General features: G+C 54.1%; 20 protein-coding genes. 9 read left to right on the forward strand and 11 right to left on the reverse strand.

Translation table 11 applies throughout. From position 1 onward, the window contains the following. Window position 1: 1 nt before the first annotated feature. The 3 genes from WLO31_RS09400 to WLO31_RS09410 form a co-directional block, all read right to left on the reverse strand. Entirely contained in the window at window positions 2-619 is a 618-nt protein-coding gene (locus tag WLO31_RS09400; RefSeq protein ID WP_435930178.1) for a DMSO/selenate family reductase complex B subunit, read from the reverse strand. Window positions 620-629: 10 nt separating this feature from the next. Further along, window positions 630-3,068 (reverse strand): selenate/tellurate reductase subunit YnfE, encoded by a 2,439-nt coding sequence (ynfE, locus tag WLO31_RS09405; protein ID WP_435930179.1) that lies wholly within the window; start codon window positions 3,066-3,068, stop codon window positions 630-632. A 232-nt stretch (window positions 3,069-3,300) separates the two neighbouring features. Then, the gene (locus tag WLO31_RS09410; protein WP_435930180.1) at window positions 3,301-3,603 is read right to left on the reverse strand and encodes a DUF1161 domain-containing protein; all 303 of its coding nucleotides are present in this window, start codon (window positions 3,601-3,603) and stop codon (window positions 3,301-3,303) included. Window positions 3,604-3,711: 108 nt separating this feature from the next. On the opposite strand from WLO31_RS09410, the gene WLO31_RS09415 reads away from it, so the two are divergent. Next, window positions 3,712-4,422 (forward strand): YnfC family lipoprotein, encoded by a 711-nt coding sequence (locus WLO31_RS09415; protein ID WP_435930181.1) that lies wholly within the window; start codon window positions 3,712-3,714, stop codon window positions 4,420-4,422. Window positions 4,423-4,463: 41 nt separating this feature from the next. Here WLO31_RS09415 and speG read toward each other — a convergent pair whose 3' ends face one another. Then, window positions 4,464-5,021, reverse strand: coding sequence for a spermidine N1-acetyltransferase (speG, locus tag WLO31_RS09420; protein ID WP_435930182.1), 558 nt, complete (start codon window positions 5,019-5,021; stop codon window positions 4,464-4,466). 61 nt (window positions 5,022-5,082) lie between these two features. Further along, a complete protein-coding gene (locus WLO31_RS09425; RefSeq protein ID WP_435930184.1) occupies window positions 5,083-5,433 on the reverse strand; it encodes a DUF1283 family protein in 351 nt (116 codons plus the stop codon). Window positions 5,434-5,544: 111 nt separating this feature from the next. Here WLO31_RS09425 and WLO31_RS09430 point away from each other — a divergent pair, with 111 nt between their 5' ends. From WLO31_RS09430 to WLO31_RS09450, 5 genes are all read left to right on the forward strand, one after another. Further along, complete coding sequence (locus WLO31_RS09430; protein ID WP_435930185.1) at window positions 5,545-5,871, forward strand: YnfA family protein; 327 nt, start codon at window positions 5,545-5,547, stop codon at window positions 5,869-5,871. Between the two features lie 850 nt (window positions 5,872-6,721). Then, window positions 6,722-7,735: a Zn-dependent oxidoreductase gene (locus WLO31_RS09435; protein WP_435930186.1), complete on the forward strand. Its 1,014-nt coding sequence runs from the start codon at window positions 6,722-6,724 to the stop codon at window positions 7,733-7,735. Window positions 7,736-7,810: 75 nt separating this feature from the next. After that, window positions 7,811-9,193: an MFS transporter gene (locus WLO31_RS09440; RefSeq protein ID WP_435930571.1), complete on the forward strand. Its 1,383-nt coding sequence runs from the start codon at window positions 7,811-7,813 to the stop codon at window positions 9,191-9,193. Window positions 9,194-9,333: 140 nt separating this feature from the next. Further along, window positions 9,334-10,785 carry a mannitol dehydrogenase family protein gene (locus tag WLO31_RS09445; RefSeq protein WP_435930187.1) on the forward strand — a complete coding sequence of 484 codons (1,452 nt, stop codon included), beginning with the start codon at window positions 9,334-9,336 and terminating at the stop codon, window positions 10,783-10,785. 120 nt (window positions 10,786-10,905) lie between these two features. Beyond that, window positions 10,906-11,199 carry a hypothetical protein gene (locus WLO31_RS09450; RefSeq protein ID WP_435930189.1) on the forward strand — a complete coding sequence of 98 codons (294 nt, stop codon included), beginning with the start codon at window positions 10,906-10,908 and terminating at the stop codon, window positions 11,197-11,199. A 360-nt stretch (window positions 11,200-11,559) separates the two neighbouring features. On the opposite strand, the gene WLO31_RS09455 is transcribed toward WLO31_RS09450, so the two are convergent. The 3 genes from WLO31_RS09455 to ftrA form a co-directional block, all read right to left on the reverse strand. Beyond that, entirely contained in the window at window positions 11,560-11,910 is a 351-nt protein-coding gene (locus WLO31_RS09455) for an RcnB family protein (protein WP_435930190.1), read from the reverse strand. Between the two features lie 382 nt (window positions 11,911-12,292). Further along, complete coding sequence (gene mgtS, locus WLO31_RS09460) at window positions 12,293-12,388, reverse strand: protein MgtS (protein WP_167606446.1); 96 nt, start codon at window positions 12,386-12,388, stop codon at window positions 12,293-12,295. 120 nt (window positions 12,389-12,508) lie between these two features. Beyond that, window positions 12,509-13,516 carry a transcriptional regulator FtrA gene (gene ftrA / locus WLO31_RS09465; protein ID WP_435930191.1) on the reverse strand — a complete coding sequence of 336 codons (1,008 nt, stop codon included), beginning with the start codon at window positions 13,514-13,516 and terminating at the stop codon, window positions 12,509-12,511. A gap of 64 nt (window positions 13,517-13,580) precedes the next feature. Between ftrA and WLO31_RS09470 the strand changes: the two genes are divergently transcribed. Continuing rightward, on the forward strand, window positions 13,581-13,970 hold the full coding sequence (locus tag WLO31_RS09470; RefSeq protein WP_435930192.1) for a rhodanese-like domain-containing protein: 390 nt from the start codon (window positions 13,581-13,583) through the stop codon (window positions 13,968-13,970). On the opposite strand, the gene WLO31_RS09475 is transcribed toward WLO31_RS09470, so the two are convergent. Together WLO31_RS09475 and WLO31_RS09480 are read right to left on the reverse strand one after the other, a co-directional pair. Further along, window positions 13,971-14,720, reverse strand: a complete 750-nt coding sequence (locus WLO31_RS09475; RefSeq protein ID WP_435930193.1) for a sulfite exporter TauE/SafE family protein — start codon at window positions 14,718-14,720, stop codon at window positions 13,971-13,973. Then, window positions 14,713-15,063, reverse strand: coding sequence for an antibiotic biosynthesis monooxygenase family protein (locus tag WLO31_RS09480; protein WP_435930194.1), 351 nt, complete (start codon window positions 15,061-15,063; stop codon window positions 14,713-14,715). Before WLO31_RS09480 ends, WLO31_RS09475 begins: the two co-directional genes overlap by 8 nt. Before the next feature lie 75 nt (window positions 15,064-15,138). On the opposite strand from WLO31_RS09480, the gene WLO31_RS09485 reads away from it, so the two are divergent. Together WLO31_RS09485 and WLO31_RS09490 are read left to right on the forward strand one after the other, a co-directional pair. Beyond that, window positions 15,139-15,822 (forward strand): ArsR/SmtB family transcription factor, encoded by a 684-nt coding sequence (locus tag WLO31_RS09485; protein ID WP_435930195.1) that lies wholly within the window; start codon window positions 15,139-15,141, stop codon window positions 15,820-15,822. A gap of 135 nt (window positions 15,823-15,957) precedes the next feature. After that, a complete protein-coding gene (locus WLO31_RS09490) occupies window positions 15,958-16,458 on the forward strand; it encodes a DUF1993 domain-containing protein (protein WP_435930196.1) in 501 nt (166 codons plus the stop codon). A gap of 173 nt (window positions 16,459-16,631) precedes the next feature. On the opposite strand, the gene WLO31_RS09495 is transcribed toward WLO31_RS09490, so the two are convergent. Next, window positions 16,632-17,534 carry an endonuclease/exonuclease/phosphatase family protein gene (locus WLO31_RS09495; RefSeq protein WP_435930197.1) on the reverse strand — a complete coding sequence of 301 codons (903 nt, stop codon included), beginning with the start codon at window positions 17,532-17,534 and terminating at the stop codon, window positions 16,632-16,634. Window positions 17,535-17,694: the final 160 nt, after the last annotated feature.

Raw genomic sequence — 17,694 nt, forward strand, 5'->3', positions numbered from 1 at the left:
CTCACACCTCCTTCGGGTTGGCCAGGTAGCCGGTTTTATCCCCGCAGGGGCGGCTGTTGGCGTTAGGTTTAATGACGATATTAGGCCGGGTGAAATGCGCGGACGGCAGCGGGGCGATGGCGGCCTGCGTGCCGTACTTTTTGCGCAGCTCGTCAACCGGCGCCATATCCAGCGCGCGCAGAGGACAGGACTCCACGCAAACCGGCTTTTTGCCGTCGGCGACGCGGTCATAGCAGCCGTCGCACTTGGTCATGTGGCCTTTTTCCGCGTTGTACTGCGGCGCGCCGTACGGACAGGCCATATGGCAGTAGCGGCAGCCGATGCAGATATCTTCGTTAACCACCACAAAGCCGTCTTCGCGCTTGTGCATCGCGCCGCTCGGACAGACTTTGGTGCAGGCCGGGTCTTCGCAGTGGTTGCAGGCAACCGACAGGTAGTAGGCGAAGACGTTCTGCTGGTATACGCCGTTGTCTTCCGTCCAGTCGCCGCCCGCGTACTCATAAATGCGGCGGAAGCTGACGTCCGGGCCTAAATTTTTGTAATCCTTGCAGGCCAGCTCGCAGGTTTTGCAGCCTGTGCAGCGGGCCGAATCAATATAAAATCCATATTGCGTGGTCATCAGCTACCCCTTACGCCTTTTTGATTTCGACCAGATTGGTGTGTTGTGGATTGCCTTTTGCCAGTGGCGAAGGGCGCTGCGTGGTGAGCGTGTTCATGCAGGAGCCATGATCGATACGGTCGCCTGCCATATTGGCGTCATGCCAGGCGCCCTGGCCCATAGCCGCAACGCCCGGCATGATGCGCGGGGTGACTTTTGCCGCCACGCGTATTTCGCCGCGCCCGTTAAGCACGCTGACCAGATCGCCGTTGGCGATACCGCGTTTTTGCGCGTCAATGGGGTTGATCCACACTTCCTGGCGGCAGGCGGCCTTGAGCACGTCGATGTTGCCGTAGCTGGAGTGGGTACGGGCTTTGAAGTGGAAACCAAACATTTGCAGCGGCCAGGTATCGCGTTCCGGCGCGTCCCACCCTTCGAAGGTGGAGGCGTAAACAGGCAGCGGGCTGATGGTTTCGTCTTTTTCCAGCTCCCAGGTTGCGGCAATCTCAGCCAGTTTTGCGGAGTAGATTTCAATCTTGCCGGAAGGGGTTTTGAGGGGATTATTCTCAGGGTCTTCACGGAACGCCTTATAGGCCACAAAGTGCCCGTTCGGATCTTTACGCTTGTAGATGCCCATAGCGCGCAGCGCTTCATAAGAGGGCAGCGCGGGATCTTTGGCGAGCATTTTGGCATACAGGTATTTGAGCCACTCTTCCTGCGTGCGGCCCTCGGTAAATTTCTGATAAACGTCCTGACCCAGACGGCGCGCTACTTCGCTGGTGATCCAGTAGATCGGCCTGCGCTCGAACTTCGGTTCGGTGGCGGGCTGGATAAAGATCAGATAGCCCATATTCCCGGCGTAATCGTTGGGGATAATGTCCTCCTGCTCAACGGTCATCAGGTCCGGCAGCAGGATATCGGCATACTTCGCCGAGGAGGTCATGAAGTTCTCAATGACGACAATCATCTCGCACTTGCCGTCATCCTGCAGGATATCGTGGGTTTTGTTGATATCGGAATGCTGATTGGTGATGGTGTTGCCCGCATAGTTCCAGATGAACTTAATCGGCACGTCCAGCTTCTCTTTACCGCGCACGCCGTCTCTTTTGGCGGTCATGGACGGTCCGCGCGCAATGGCGTCGGTCCAGCTAAAGCAGGAGATTTGGGTTTTAACCGGATTCTCCAGCACCGGCATACGCTCGATGGTGATGGTATAAGTGGATTCGCGCGCGCCGCTGTTGCCGCCGTTGATGCCAACGTTGCCGGTCAGAATCGGCAGCATGGCAATGGCGCGGGAGGTCAGCTCGCCGTTAGCCTGGCGCTGCGGCCCCCAGCCCTGAGCAATACAGGCCGGCTTAGCGCTGCCGATTTCACGAGCCAGTTTGATAATGCGATCGGCCGGAATACCTGTGACAGCAGAAGCCCACTGCGGCGTTTTTGCCACGCCGTCATCGCCCTGACCAAGAATATAGGCTTTGTAATGCCCGTTGGCAGGCGCGCCTTCCGGCAGGGTTTTCTCATCGTAGCCGACGCAATATTTATCCAGGAACGGCTGGTCGACCAGATTTTCGCTGATCAATACATGGGCGATGCCGGCGACCAGCGCGGCGTCTGTGCCGGGACGAATAGGGATCCACTCATCTTCGCGGCCCGCGGCAGTATCGGTATAGCGAGGATCGATAACGATCATGCGGGCGTTGGAACGTTCGCGCGCCTGTTCCAGATAGTAAGTTATCCCGCCGCCGCTCATGCGGGTCTCGGCCGGGTTGTTGCCGAACAGCACGACAAGTTTACTGTTTTCAATATCGGACGTGCTGTTGCCTTCGTTGCTGCCGTAGGTGTACGGCATCGCGCAGGCGATTTGCGCGGTGCTGTAGGTGCCGTAATGGCTGAGGAAACCGCCGTAGCAGTTCATCAGACGAGCGACTAAGGAAGCATACGGCGAGGAGCGAGTTATGTTGCCGCCCACAATTCCGGAGGTGTAATTAATGTATACGGCTTCGTTGCCATATTTTTCAACGGTGCTTTTAAGGCTACTGGCGATGGTATCAAGCGCTTCATCCCATGAAATGCGCTCGAATTTACCTTCGCCGCGCGGACCCACGCGCTTCATCGGATAGTTCAGGCGTTCAGGATGATTGATACGGCGGCGAATGGACCGTCCACGCAGGCAGGCACGCACCTGATGCTCGCCATAGATATCGTGACCGGTATTATCGGTTTCGACCCAGTAGACTTCGTTATCGCGCACGTGAAGACGCAGGGCGCAGCGGCTGCCGCAGTTGACGGAACACGCTCCCCAGACGACTTTATCGGCGGAGGGTTCCAGCGCGTCGCTGACGGCAACAGCGGCGGCTTTCAGGCCAAAGGGCAGCGAAATTCCGCCGGCGGCCAGGGCAAGACTTCCCAGGGCGGTAGATTTTACTAAGGATCGGCGGCTGATCCCGTTTGGGGTATTAAGGTTCGACATAGCTCACTCCATGACTTATTTCCCCTGACGGGAACGCCATTGTTGGGTTTTATGTTGGGCTTTTACCTGCGGTGAAGGGATACGCATCCTCTAATTCATTACCAGACAAATAATACCTTCCGGACAGGATTGTACTTATTTGGGGGTATGAATTATTAATGCACATCAATAATGGAGCGATAAGCGAAGGGAAATATTGCCAGGCGACAGGGCGCGCAGGGCGCCCTGAAGGTTACTGCTGCTGCTCGTTTTGCGGAGCGTCTTGCGCGGCGCCGCCAGCCGCTACATTTCCGCTGCTGGTGCGGCTATAAAGAATTTTCTGCGTGTCGTTACCGCAATGTCCTACAACCTGCGCATCTGGTTTGTCAGCCTGATCGTTTGGCACAATGGTCAGCGTAAAACCCGACTCGGGCACGCCATTGTTGACGATCTTTTGCTCAATGTCGGCCTTAACCTTATCGCAAGAGGTCTGCGCCGCCAGCCCTGGCGCTGAGGCCATCAGCAGAAGCGCGGCTACCTGGACAGATCGTTTCATCGTCTCTTCCTTATGTTGAGGATGTTTACTAAGAATAGTACTTCTGGTGTAAATAGCTGTATTTGCTTATATCATGTCAGAACATTTGCAGACGGGAACAGAACTAACGTGAAGAAAATCATTATCCTTAGCGCGCTGGTGGCGTTTCTTGCCGGCTGTGATAACCAACAGACGCCGCAGGCTTACACGCCGGAAATGGCAAGCTTCTCCAACGAGTTTAATTTCGATCCGCTGCGCGGCCCGGTGAAGGATTTCAGCCAGACGCTGATGAATGAGAAGGGCGAAGTGGTGAAACGCGTTGCGGGCGCCGTGTCGGCGGAAGGGTGTTTTGATACGCTTGAGTTTCACGATATTGAGGCCGACACGGGCGCGACGCTGATCCTCGACGCCAATTATTATCTGGATGCGGCAAGCCGTGAAAAGCGGGTCAAGCTGCAGGGAAAATGCCAGTTAGCGGAGCTGCCTGCCGCTGCGGTAACTTACGATACCGATGATAACGGCTTTGTGGTGAAGGCTCGCGGTAAAGAGGTGACGGTGGATTACCATTACGATGCAGAAGGCTATCCGACGGACCAGACCACCACGGCGAAAGGGTCGACGCTTGCGGTGACCACGAAAACCGGCGCCGACAAAAAGAAAAAGCTCGATTACACGGCGGTCAGCGTCTTAAACGGTAAGCCGGTTTCGAAGATCGCCCAAAAATGTGATTACGACTCGCATTTTAATCCGGTCTCCTGCACGCTAAACGTAACGGACGACAGCGTCACGCCGTCGACCGTTACGCATTTTGTCATCAAAAACACCATCGATTATTACTGATGGAATTTGCAGGGGGGCTATCCTCCTGCAACTGCTTCGTTCTACTGCGCCGTCGGCTGCAGAATAGTGCCCGGCGTTCTGTGCGTATCCAGATACTGCTGCTGGAAAATACACATGCGGATCGTGTTGCGGTACTCGCCGTTAATAAAGAATTCATGAATTAACTCGCCTTCCACCATAAAGCCCAGCTTCTTATAGATATGGATGGCTTTGGCGTTCTCTTTATCAACGATCAGATACAGTTTGTAGAGATTCAGCACGGAAAAGCCGTAATCCATCGCGAGCTTTGCGGCGCGTGAGGCCAGGCCTTTTCCCTGGTAATCCGGGGAGATGATTATCTGAAACTCGGCGCGTCGGTGAACGTGATTAATCTCTACCAGTTCCACCAGCCCGGCCCTGTCGCCGTCACACTCCACCACAAAGCGGCGTTCGCTCTGATCGTGTATGTGTTTATCATACAGATCCGAGAGCTCGACGAACGCCTCGTAAGGCTCTTCAAACCAGTAGCGCATGACGCTGGCGTTGTTATCAAGTTGATGAACGAAACGGAGATCTTCACGCTCAAGCGGGCGAAGTTTTATGTTGGATGCGTTACTCATGCGAAATCCTTTCGGGATAAAAAGGCTTCTGCTGAAGAAGCCTTCTGGACTACTGCGGATATCAGGGCGCAACCACGCGGCCGGTACGACGGTCCAGGCAGCGTAGGGTGTTTGGCTCCCAGTAAGCGTTAAGGTTGGCGCTTTGCTGGCAGTTATCGCGGGCGTCGAAAGCCGCATCGTCCTTATCCCACTCTTTTTCTACGCGTTTATTAACTTTCTGCCGCAGAGAGCGCGTGTCATTCCATTGCTCTTTTTCCATCGCGGCATTCTGACGAGTTTGCGCATTGTCGCCGGACTCGATAATCAGCTTGTTTGTTTCAGCATGAGCCGGTTGGGTTAAAACGAACGCGCTCAGCAGCAGCGTCAAAGGCAAAAGAGCCTGCGTAAGACGTTTGCGAAGGATTGTGTTCATTGCTGTTTCCTTTTAGGGTAAGGCGTGACTGCACTTTAATATTACCATCGTAAACCAGACGCGCCCATCGGGCGCGCCTTTTAGTCCCTATTATCCCAGATATCCTTCAATATGATCAAAACAACCTTGCTGTTTTTTGCGACCGCCCTTGCGGAAATAATCGGCTGTTTCCTGCCCTGGCTTTGGCTGAAACGTAGCGGTTCGCCGTTACTGTTATTACCGGCGGCAGGTTCGCTGGCGATGTTCGTCTGGCTTTTAACGCTACATCCTGCCGCCAGCGGCCGTGTCTACGCGGCTTACGGCGGGGTATATGTGGTTACCGCACTGCTTTGGCTGCGCATTGTGGACGGCGTTAAGCTGAGCGGCTACGACTGGCTTGGCGCCGCCGTCGCGTTCTGCGGCATGCTGATTATCGTAGCCGGATGGGGGCGGGCGTAATGCCCGGCTGAGTTTTCCCTGCGCTTGTGCTGCTCGTTTGTAAAATAATCTAATAAAAAATGTGATTAAGGCGCGTACAACGCCTTAATCAATCTTGAATGGTGGGCTGGTCAGGCATGTTACGGCATAAACCGTAGAAAACGGCTTTCTGTCGCCGACGCTCTACGAAGTCGACAGGTTACAGCTGGCCTTAATAAATGCTGCCTGCATTGTTTTAAGCATGCTGCATGGTGGTTTAGCTTACCGACCACTATGCTCTCCCATCTTAGCGGGCGCTTCATTTATCGCCAGCATCCGCTATAGCCCATTTTCTCGCTGCGCCAGACCGCTTCCACCCTACGGCCACGCTTCCTGAGGCAAAGGCGTGGCTACGCTTTTCCTCCCTTTCTGAACGCTTCTCCCTTTGCTTTCGTGTGCAAAACTCGCAAAAAAAGTGTGACTCAGTCCGACAAAATCATTTAAATATACTTGTATGGTAGTAAGGTCACGGCTAATTTCATACTTATCGTCGCACGCTGAATTTCTCCGTCGTAAGGAAAGCAGAATGAAAATTGTGAAGGCAGAGATATTTGTTACCCGCTCCGGACATAACTTTGCACGCTGAAAATCACCGCTGACAGGGACTGACGGGCCCGGGCGACGCTGCTTTAAATGGCCGTGAATTATCGGCGGCCCGGCTGGCTACGTGCTTGTGCTCGGTATTATTTCCGTTATCGGCCTGCTTATGATGCCGGAAACCGCGCCATTGCGGCTGAAAAAAGAGTATCAGCAGCGGCATAAGCATTAATTTTCGGGCCAGATTTTCAGACCAGCAGGGTAAATCTTAATCGTTTTATAAAAGGAGTGATTAATGAAAAGTATCACTATTCAGCAGCCGGGAACGCTGGTTATTGAAGAGCGTCCCCAGATTGAACCGCAGCCCGGCGAAGTGCGTATTCGTGTGGCAAGCGCCGGGATTTGTGGCTCTGATGTTCATATTTATCGCGGCCACAACCCGTTCGCTAAATATCCACGCGTTATCGGTCATGAGTTCTTTGGCCAGATAGATGCGGTAGGGGAAGGCGTTGACGCATCCCGCATTGGTGAACGAGTTGTCGGCGACCCGGTGGTCAGTTGCGGTCATTGTTATCCTTGCTCAGTCGGGCGGCCTAATGTTTGTACGGCCTTGCAGGTGATTGGCGTGCATCGCGACGGCGGCTTCAGCGAATACGTCACGCTGCCTGCCAAAAACGCATACGTGGTGCCCGACAGCATTCCGGATAACGAAGCCACGATGATTGAGCCGTTCACCATTGCCGCCAACATCTGCAACCAGATCGTCCCCGGCCCGCTGGATACGGCGCTGATCTATGGCGCAGGCCCGATGGGGCTGACCACCATTCAGGTTCTGCGCGGCGTCTACGGCGTCAAAGAAATCCTCGTCGTCGATCGTATTGATGAACGCCTGGCGATGGCGCAGGCCAACGGTGCGGATCGCGTTATTAATAACGCGGACCTCGACCTGAAGGCCGAGCTGGAGCGTTCAGGCATCCGGCCAACGTTAATCATCGATGCCGCCTGCCATCCGTCCATTTTGCCGGAGGCTATCAGCCTTGCATCGCCAGCCGCGCGCATCGGGATCATGGGGTTCTCATCTGACCCTTGCGTCATTAATCAGCAGAGCATTACCAGCAAAGAGCTCACCATTTACAGCTCACGTTTAAACAGTGAACGCTTCCCGCAGGTTATTAGCTGGATGGCGGAGCAAAAAATAGCGCCAGAGAAATTAATTACCCACCAGTTCGCTTATACCGAGGTGGCTGAAGCGATGGAGATCTTTGAGAAAGACCAGAAGCGATGCTGCAAGGTCCTCCTGAAGTTCTGAGCAACGGCCTCCGTACCCGAAGATTTGCTGTATCCACAACGACAAGTTACAGGGATATTAAAAATGACTACAACAATCAAAGCGGCTCAGCCGGAAAGAAATACCTCTGATTTAGTTAAAGCGGCGGTCTCCGGCTGGCTGGGCACCGCGCTTGAATTTATGGATTTTCAACTTTACTCGCTGGGTGCCGCTTTAGTCTTTCACGAGATATTTTTTCCGGAACAGTCGGCGGCGATGGCGCTGATTCTGGCGATGGGAACCTATGGCGCGGGATATATCGCCCGTATTGCGGGAGCCTTTATTTTTGGCCGCATGGGGGACACCATCGGCCGTAAAAAAGTCTTGTTTATCACTATTACCATGATGGGGATATGCACCACGCTAATCGGCGTGCTGCCGACCTATGCGCAAATCGGCATAGTTGCCCCGTTACTGCTGGTGCTGTTACGCATTATTCAGGGATTAGGGGCGGGCGCCGAAATCTCGGGCGCGGGCACCATGCTTGCGGAATATGCGCCGAAAGGCAAGCGCGGCATTATCTCTTCACTGGTTGCCATGGGCACCAACTGCGGCACATTGTCTGCAACCGCCATCTGGGCCGTGATGTTCTTTTTCCTTTCTAAAGAAGAGCTGCTGGCCTGGGGCTGGCGCGTGCCGTTCCTGGCAAGCGCGGTAGTGATGATCTTTGCCATCTGGCTGCGAATGAACCTGAAGGAAAGCCCGGTATTTGAAAAGGTTAACGACGAAGCGGAATCAAGCGTAGCTGCGAAACAGGCCGCGGATCAAGCGCACTCCCTGGGGGCGATGTTCAGCAGCAAGGCGTTCTGGCTGGCGACCGGGCTACGCTTTGGTCAGGCGGGCAACTCAGGCTTAATCCAGACCTTTCTGGCCGGTTATCTGGTGCAGACCCTGCTGTTTGAAAAAAACATTCCAACCGATGCGCTGATGATAAGTTCCGTGATTGGCTTTATTACCATTCCGCTGCTGGGCTGGCTGTCCGACAAAATCGGACGCCGTATTCCTTATATTATCGTCAGCATTTCCTCGATCGTTCTCGCTTATCCGATGCTGTCGATGATTATGGATAAAAGTAACGATGTGAACGTCATCATGGCCTCAATCATCATTATCCATAACGTGGCGGTGCTGGGGCTGTTTGCGCTGGAGAACATCACCATGGCGGAAATCTTCGGTTCCCGTAATCGCTTTACACGCATAGCGATTTCTAAAGAGGCGGGCGGCCTGGTCGCCGTTGGCTTCGGACCTGTGCTGGCGGGGATTTTTGTCAATGTTACCGGCGCCTGGTGGCCTATCGTGGTGATGATGATGGCTTATTCCGTCATCGGACTGATTTCCGCCGTCATCATGCCGGAGGTGAAAGACCGCGATCTCAGCGTGCTGGAAGACGCGGGCGAGAAGCCAACAGCACAGCGGGCGGTCAAAGGATTACCTGTCTGATGAAAACAGGTGCGGGCTGTCATACATCTTTTTAATTTATGTCATACCAAATGAGCGAAGTTTAATTTAAATCAAAATGCAGACTACCATAGCAGGTAGTCTGTGGTTGTCCCGATGTTTTTTTAACTGTGAGTTTTAAAATGGAAAACAAGCTCTTATCTGCAAAAGCCATTGTACCCACCTACGATCGTAGCAAACTTGTGCCACGCATTGTTCATCTGGGTTTTGGCGCGTTTCATCGCGCCCACCAGGCCGTCTATACCGATATTCTTGCCCAGCAACACGGCAGCGACTGGGGCTATTGTGAAGTGAACCTGATTGGCGGCGAGCAGCAGATTGCCGATCTCAGGCAGCAGGATAATCTTTACAGCGTGGCGGAAATGTCTGCCGATGCCTGGCAGTGTCGCGTGGTGGGCGTAGTGAAGAATGCACTGCATGCGCAGGTCGACGGCCTGGAAGCCGTCCTTAGCGCGATGACCCAACCGGAAGTGGCGATTGTCTCGCTCACCGTGACGGAAAAGGGCTACTGCCACGCTCCGACAACGGGAACGATTTTACTGGACCATCCGTTCATCGTGCACGATCTGGCCAATCCTCATCAGCCGCAGTCCGCGCCGGGCGTAATTGTTGAGGCGCTGGCTCGCCGTAAAGCCGCGGGTTTGCCGGCCTTCAGCGTAATGTCCTGCGATAATATGCCTGAGAACGGCCACGTCACCCGCAACGTCGTGACCGCTTATGCAGATGCGCTCGACCCGGAATTAGGCGCGTGGATCAAAGCCAACGTGACGTTCCCGTCGACAATGGTCGATCGCATTGTTCCGGCTGTGACGCCTGAAACGCTTGCCCAGGTGGCACAGGCAACCGGCGTTGCCGACCCGGCCGCCGTCGCCTGTGAGCCTTTCCGCCAGTGGGTTATCGAAGATAATTTCGTTGCTGGCCGCCCGGCATGGGAAAAGGCCGGCGCCGAGTTGGTGACAGACGTTCTGCCTTATGAAGAGATGAAGCTGCGCATGCTCAACGGCAGCCACTCATTCCTGGCGTACCTTGGCTATCTCGCGGGTTACCAGCATATTTCCGACTGCATGTATGACGAAAACTATTGCCTCGCCGCATACGCTTTAATGATGCAGGAGCAGGCGCCTACGCTGAAAGTGCAGGGAGTGGATTTAGGCAAATATGCTGATTCGCTGATAGAACGCTACTCCAACCCGGCGCTGCGCCATCGTACCTGGCAGATTGCGATGGACGGCAGCCAGAAGCTTCCGCAGCGCTGGCTGGACTCCATTCGCTGGCATCTTGCTCACGGCAGCCGTTTCGACCTGCTGGCGTTAGGCGTAGCCGGATGGATGCGTTACGTTGGCGGCGTTGATGAGCAGGGCGAAAAAATTGAAATCAGCGATCCGCTGCTGCCGGCAATTCAGCAGGCGGTGGCCGCAAGCCAGGAAGGGGAAGCCCGCGTGCAGGCGCTGCTAGGGCTGAAAACTATCTTTGGTGAGGATCTGCCCGCTAACGAGCAGTTTGTTAAACAGGTTACCGAAGCCTGGCTGTCGCTGCGTAAGTACGGGGCAAAAGCTACGGTGGCAAAATACTAAACCGTCGACGGCCTACTTCTGCCGGGAAGAAGGCCCGTTTTGGGATGACCCGCGGCGTTTTGGCAGGTATATTTTGCGGGATTTCGCGATTTCTCGCGCCAACGTAATTAAGGTAACTCTATGGCAAAGCATCCCGTCGGTAAGCATCTGCGCGCGCCCGTCACGTTCAACGATAAAAACGTATTGATTTACGTCGTCCGTGGTTCACAAATTGAACATATGCCGGCAGACGAAGACGACGATTATCCGGGCGATATGCAGATGCTGATGCCGCAGCTGAGCAGAGATTTTGATGCGGAATTAAACAGCTCGTTAACGGAATGCGCATCGGGCGATGTCATCGTCTTTATGTGCGCCACCGATCTCATTTTTGAATATGGTTATTCGAAAGTTAAAGCGTTGCGCAGCGCATAAAATTAAGCCCCGGCATGCCGGGGCTAATCTGCTTTTAGCGATGGTGAGAGTGGTGGTGGTGGCCGTGATGATACCCGTCGTGCCAGATGCAGCCGCTTAAAGAAAAGACTATCGCCAGGCTGGTCAGAACTAATAAGATTTTTTTCATCGTCTATTACCGTTTCACTATTAACCTGTGGGTAATTATCGATAACCGGTAATTTCAAACTACCAGAATAAACTCAAAAATATCGCCTTCACATTTTCTTCACTATTGTTTGTTTATTAAGCCTGAACTGTTTTTTGGTTATAAAAAATAAAAACCACCGCAATATAAATAAAGCAGTGGTTTTTATTTTCAGCCTGACGCTATCAGCCGTATCAATGCGCGTAAAAAATATCGCCCTTCATCGCGCGGAGGATCTTGCCTTCGGCGTCGGTAATCAGCACATAGTTGCCGCCCATATAGGTCCAGTGGCTTCCTGCTTCGGGCGCCGGAAGATGCCGGATTTTCCAGGCGTCAATCTGATACTGTTTGGTGCGATAGAGATCGGGCGCAATGTCGCCAATAGCAAAGTGCTTATAGTCGGCGTAGAACTCTTTAAGCTCATACGAGGTGTTGGCATTGCTTTGCGGGGCGGCAGGCGCGGGTTCACTATAAGCCTGTGCTGAAAAAGCGACGGGCAGCCCCATTAACAGGGCTGAGAGCAACACAACTTTCGACTTACGCATAACTTCTCCACTTGTAGATATTTTTGTAGTAGCGCACTACACCTATCATCACCCAAAAGAGTCTGTCGAATGATGTACAAACGTAACACGATAAGAATGGCTGCGAATGGCGCTCATCACAAGTTAGCTAAAAAACATAATTTGCGGGCTTGTTTAAGCGGGGTTGAACCAGAGAAGGCTATTTTGGCGGCTGGTGGGATCTGCGCAAAAATAAACATCATTATCTGCGGGGTCGCACGAATAATAAAAACCTATCCATGCAGCTTTGAACCGTCACCCAGAGTGGCGGTTTTTTTTATCCGCAGGGTTAAGGCGCGAAAAAAATGCCCCCCGAGATTTGCATCTGCGAGGGGCACGGTTGGTGGGGGGTGATCGCCGTTCATCAGTCATCCCATTTATGGCTTAAGTAAGCAGCAAGAAACCCGGAAAAAACAATAAATCCCAGCACTGCGATAAATACGTTCATATTTCCCAGCATAATTAGCCCTCGTTGTTGCGCATTTCGATAGAAATACCTCTCGTTAAGTGAAATTTTCTCATCAGAGTGAGAGCATTATAGTGGACGTAAGTTAAACAAGGTCTAACCGGTAGTAAATTATTAGCCTTGCGAGGTAAAGGTTTTACGGTAAGTTGCCGGCGTGGTGGCAAGCTGTTGGCGGAAATGGTGGCGTAAGGTGGCCGCGCTGCCAAAACCAGCCAGCTGGGCAATCTTCTCAATGGACAGAGCGCTGTTCTCCAGTAAATCCCGGCTTCTGGCTAAGCGGGCGGTTAATAACCATCTGGCGGGTGTGGTGCCGGTCGCGGCTGCGAAGCGCCGCAGAAAAGTGCGCGGGCTCATGCCGACAAATTTTGCAAGCGTTGCCACGCTGTGCTCTTTATCGAGGCTGGCATGGAGATAATCGAAGAGCGGGCTTAACCGATGGCTCTCATAGGTAACCGGTACGGCCTGGGCGATGAACTGCGCCTGACCGCCGTCGCGGTGGGGCGGAACGACCAGCCGGCGCGCGACGCTATTGGCCGCGGCGCTGCCGTAATCGCGTCTTACCAGATGCAGGCAGAGATCGATGCCCGCCGCGCTGCCTGCGGAGGTCAGAATATTGCCATTATCGATATATAAAACGTCTGGCGTCACCTGGATGTCCGGATAGCGCTGCTGAAGTAAATCGGTATAACGCCAGTGCGTCGTGGCCTGCCGGTTACCGAGCAGTCCGGCGGCCGCCAGCACGAACACGCCCGAGCAGATAGACATAATCCTCGCGCCGCGAAGGTGGGCGGCGGCCAGCGCGTTGCATAGCTCAACGGGTACCGGCGCATCCGCACCTCGCCAGCCCGGCACAATGATTGTCCCGGCCTGCGCCAGCAGCTCAAGCCCGCCGTCTACCGCCAGGCGAATCCCGCCGGTTGCGCGAAGCTCGCCCTTATCGATGCCCGCCACGGCGAAACGATACCAGTCGTCGCCCATCTCCGGACGAGCGAGCCCGAAGACCTCCACGGCAACGCCAAATTCAAAGGTGCACAGGCCATCATAGGCCAAAGCAACCACTAAGGGGTTCTTCAAGGGATTACCTGCGGGATCGATTGTCATGATCTTCACGCTATCCGTCATTCCTGCCACCTGTCAAGCCAGCGCTACGGCCTTATAGTGAAGCCTCACCCAAAAAGGAGAGTCTATGAGCTACGTATCTGAATACCCGGCCGCCGCGCCAGAAATTGCCGCCGCCCATTTTTTGCAGCGCCTCAGCCTTGAAACGGACTGCGACGACGTTCACTCCGCGATGAAAGAAGGGGAAATGGACTTTGTGCTGCTGCACGTGGTGGGAGCGCCGGAAGCTTTCGCTCGTCGGCATATTCCAGGCGCTTTGCACCTGCGGCACCGTGATATTAACGCGGAGCGCATGGCCGAATGGCCAGCCGATACGCTGTTTGTGGTGTACTGCGCCGGTCCGCACTGCAACGGGGCGGACCGGGCGGCACTGAAGCTGGCGCGTATGGGGCGCCCGGTTAAAATTATGATCGGCGGCATAACCGGCTGGGCTGACGAGGGGTTTAGTTTCGCCTGATTACAGCGCGGCGCGCAGCACCATGTCGCTACCCAGTAGAATCAGGCAGATCAGAAAGCCGCGTTTGAAGGCTGGCGGGCTGATGCGTTTACGGATGCGCTGTCCGGCAAACAGGCCTGCTAACGCGGCGGCAACGGCCATTGCTGACGTCGCCGGGGCGATATTTTGCAGCGCGCCATGCCACCACAACCCGCCCGCCAGCGCGAGAGTGGAAAAGGTGAAGGATAAACCGAGCGCCTGCACTAACTCGTCGCGTTCAAATCCCAGCGACTGGATATAGGGCACCGCCGGGATGACGAATACGCCGGTGCCGCCGGTCAGTAAACCGGTGAGCAGACCCACCAGCGGAGAAAGCCACCGCTCATGGCGTGCGGGAATCCTAAAAGGACGAGCCAGCAGCGTCCACAAAGCATAAACAATCAGCGCCACACCAAGCGCGAGGGTTGTGACGAGGCCGTTGCCTGAAGCGAGCCATACGCTGCTGCAGGCGGTGCCAATAACAATCGTCAACATCATGGGCCACAGGCGCCGGAGCAGCGGCTTCAGGCTGTCGCCTTCATAAAGCTGGAAAAGGTTAGTCAGAAAGGAGGGCAGCAGCAGCATGCCCGCCGCCGCAACCGGCGAAATCAGCGAGCCGAGAACGCCCATGGCGACCGTCGGCAAACCCATGCCCGTTACCCCTTTCACCAGACCAGCCAGCATAAAAGTGGCGACAATGGCGCAGCCGATCCACAGCGTTGAGTCAGGCATTTTTGTGTGCCTCAACGCTGTCCTGCGGGGCTTCCTCTCGTTCGGTCATGCCGTAATCGCGCAGCACGTGAGCGATACACAGGCGGTAATGCTCAAATACGCCTTCGCGACCTGCATTTTGTGCCGCACGATGTAACTCAGTGTTGCGCCACTCTTTTACCGCTGCTTCATCACGCCAGAACGAAAGCGACAGCAGCTTGCCGGACGCGCTCAGGCTTTGAAACCGTTCGACAGAAATAAATCCTTCTATTTGGCTAAGCTTCGGTTTAAGTTCAGAGGCCAGATCTAAATATTCGGCCTGTTTACCCGGTGCAGGCTGCGCTTCAAAAATTACGGCAATCATCGGTGTCGCTCCTTTACTGTAAGTAAAATCACCTTAATGCGTTGCCTGACCGGATGCTTCGCTGACCATCGAAATATGGATAACAATTTTCTCGAAACTCATCTTGCTGCGGTGGCTTCCGCCATCGCCGACAGAACCCGCGCCCGCATGCTGTGCGCGCTGATGGACGGACGCGCCTGGACCGCAACGGAGCTGAGCGTGCTGGCCGAGGTTGCGCCTTCTACCGCCAGCAGCCATCTGGCAAAACTGATGGATCAGGCGCTTATCGACTGCGTTCAGCAGGGGCGCCATCGCTACTATCGTCTGCAGAGCAGCCAGATCGCCGGGGCGCTGGAAGGATTGATGGGCCTGCTCAACGTCGATCGCGCCACGTTGCGCAGCAGGACGCCCGATAATCTGCGTTACGCAAGAACCTGCTATGACCATATGGCCGGGGAAGTTGCCGTTGAGCTGCATGACCGGTTATTTACGCTTGGCTGGCTCGAAGGTAAGGATTACGCGTTAACGGCGGAAGGGCGAGCGCAGTGTCAACGGCTGGGAATAAACGCCGAAGCAGGCTCCTCACGCCGAAGCCTGGCCTGCGGATGCCTGGACTGGAGCGAACGCCGCGAGCATCTTGGCGGCGTGCTTGGCAAAGCTCTGTTACATACCTGTGAATTACAGCGCTGGGTGACACGGGATCTGGTGAGCCGTGAACTGCATTTTACCGGGCTGGGCAAACGCAAATTAAACGCCATTTTCGGCATCGTAGTTCAGTAAGAAAACGCCTCAGCAAGCGCGTTGCCAGGTTAAACCAGGCGAATAAACCTCAATGCTAGCTTCTGCGAAGCAGAACTGAAGCTAACGTACCGTTAAATAATCACCCATTTGATTGTAATAATTAAGGAATCAGCAATGTCACTGTATAGCGAAACCCGGGCGCAGTTCGTCCATGGACTGCACAATCTGAGCGCCATTCTTGAAAAAGCCGCCGAATGGGCAAAGGGAAACAATACCAGCGAAGCTGCTTTGCTTGACGCGAAACTGGCGGACGATATGTTCCCGCTGGCGCGCCAGGTGCAGGTTACCTGCGATATGGCAAAACGTGCGGTGGCGCGTCTGGCCGGTACTGAAGCACCGGTCATGGACGATACCGAAATAACTATTGCTGAGTTGCAGACAAGGATCGCCGTAACCATCGCCTGGATGGAAAGCGTTAAGGATGCGCAGTTCGACGGTGACGATGAGCGTCAGATTGTGGTTAAAGCCCGTGAACACGAGCTGAAATTTACCGCCCGTAGCTTTGTGCTGAGCTTTGCGGTGCCGAACTTTTATTTCCACTTCACCACCGCCTACGGCATCCTGCGTCAGGCTGGCGTGCCGTTAGGGAAGCGTGATTTTTTAGGTAAGATTTAAGCCTTATCGGGAAAAGCTTAATCCGTTCGCAACGCGGGCGGAAAAGTTTGTCCCGGAAAGAAGATGAATAAAAAAGGTGGATGACGCTGGCGCTTATCCACCCTACGTTTCAGGCATAGGGCGGGTAAGCAAAACGCCACCCGGTCGGAGGAAGATAATGGTGAGCCTGGAGGCTACTGTTCCGTTAGCTCAAGGTCGGCAATCACCGGGAGATGATCGCTTGCGGCAGACCAGGTAAAGCTTTTGTCGTCATGGGGAATGACCAGCTTATTCACATTCCATTTCTGGCCTTTAAAAGTGAATATATGGTCGATATCGATAGCCGGGTTTATCGCGGGCCAGGAGCGTAAATCCGTTCCGTCTTTATTTACAAGGTTCCAGAAGAAACCTAGTTCTTTGACGGGCTGTTCATCGCTGGTTGAGTTGAAATCCCCGGCAAGGATTTTCACGGAAGAGGCGATATCCTTGAAGTCAGATGGCGCGTCGCCAATGCCGACATCAAGAATATGGCGAACCTGCGCCAGACGTACGGCGGGATCCTTCTGCCAGTCCAGGTGAGTCACCATCACGACGACCGGCGAATCAAAACCGGGAACCGCAATTTGCGCAAGCAGTACGACGCGTTGTTCAGCCTCCCCTGAAGGCAGGTTTATGACCTGAAAATGCGCTACGGGATATCTGGAAAGAAGCCCCAGCCCGTATTCCCCACCGTCGAAATTCAGCGCCTTGCCGAAAGCGTAATGCAGCCCGTTAGCTTCAGCGAGCGTTTTAAGCTGATCGATTTTTTTACTGCGCGCGGTTTTATTGTCAATCTCAGGAATAGCGATAATATCCGCGTCGATCTTTTTTATCGCCGCGTTTAATGTTGAAAAATCAGCTATATCCGCGGAGACCTCGTTTTTACCGATGTTGTATGTCGCCACCCGAAGATGAGGTTTTTTTTGCGTATAAATTTTATCAGTAATGCCGCCTTGCTGAACAGCAAGTATTTCATTTCCGACCAGTTTTTCGGCAGCCAGCGCGTTCATTGACATACAGCTTACAGCCAGCAACGCCAGACAAAGCTTTTTTCTCATCCTCTCGTCCTTTCTTTTATCTCGGTAGGGAAACAGAGAATAGCAGAGGATAATAACGCTATTTGTGAAACGCGCTGCATTTTTAATTTTTTATGCGAATTAAGTTATTAAAATCCTTTTGCCAGTTTCAGAAATAAATCGGGCGTTTATTCTGCAGTGT

The organism is Dryocola sharpae, from assembly GCF_051307055.1.
Lineage (GTDB): Bacteria > Pseudomonadota > Gammaproteobacteria > Enterobacterales > Enterobacteriaceae > Dryocola.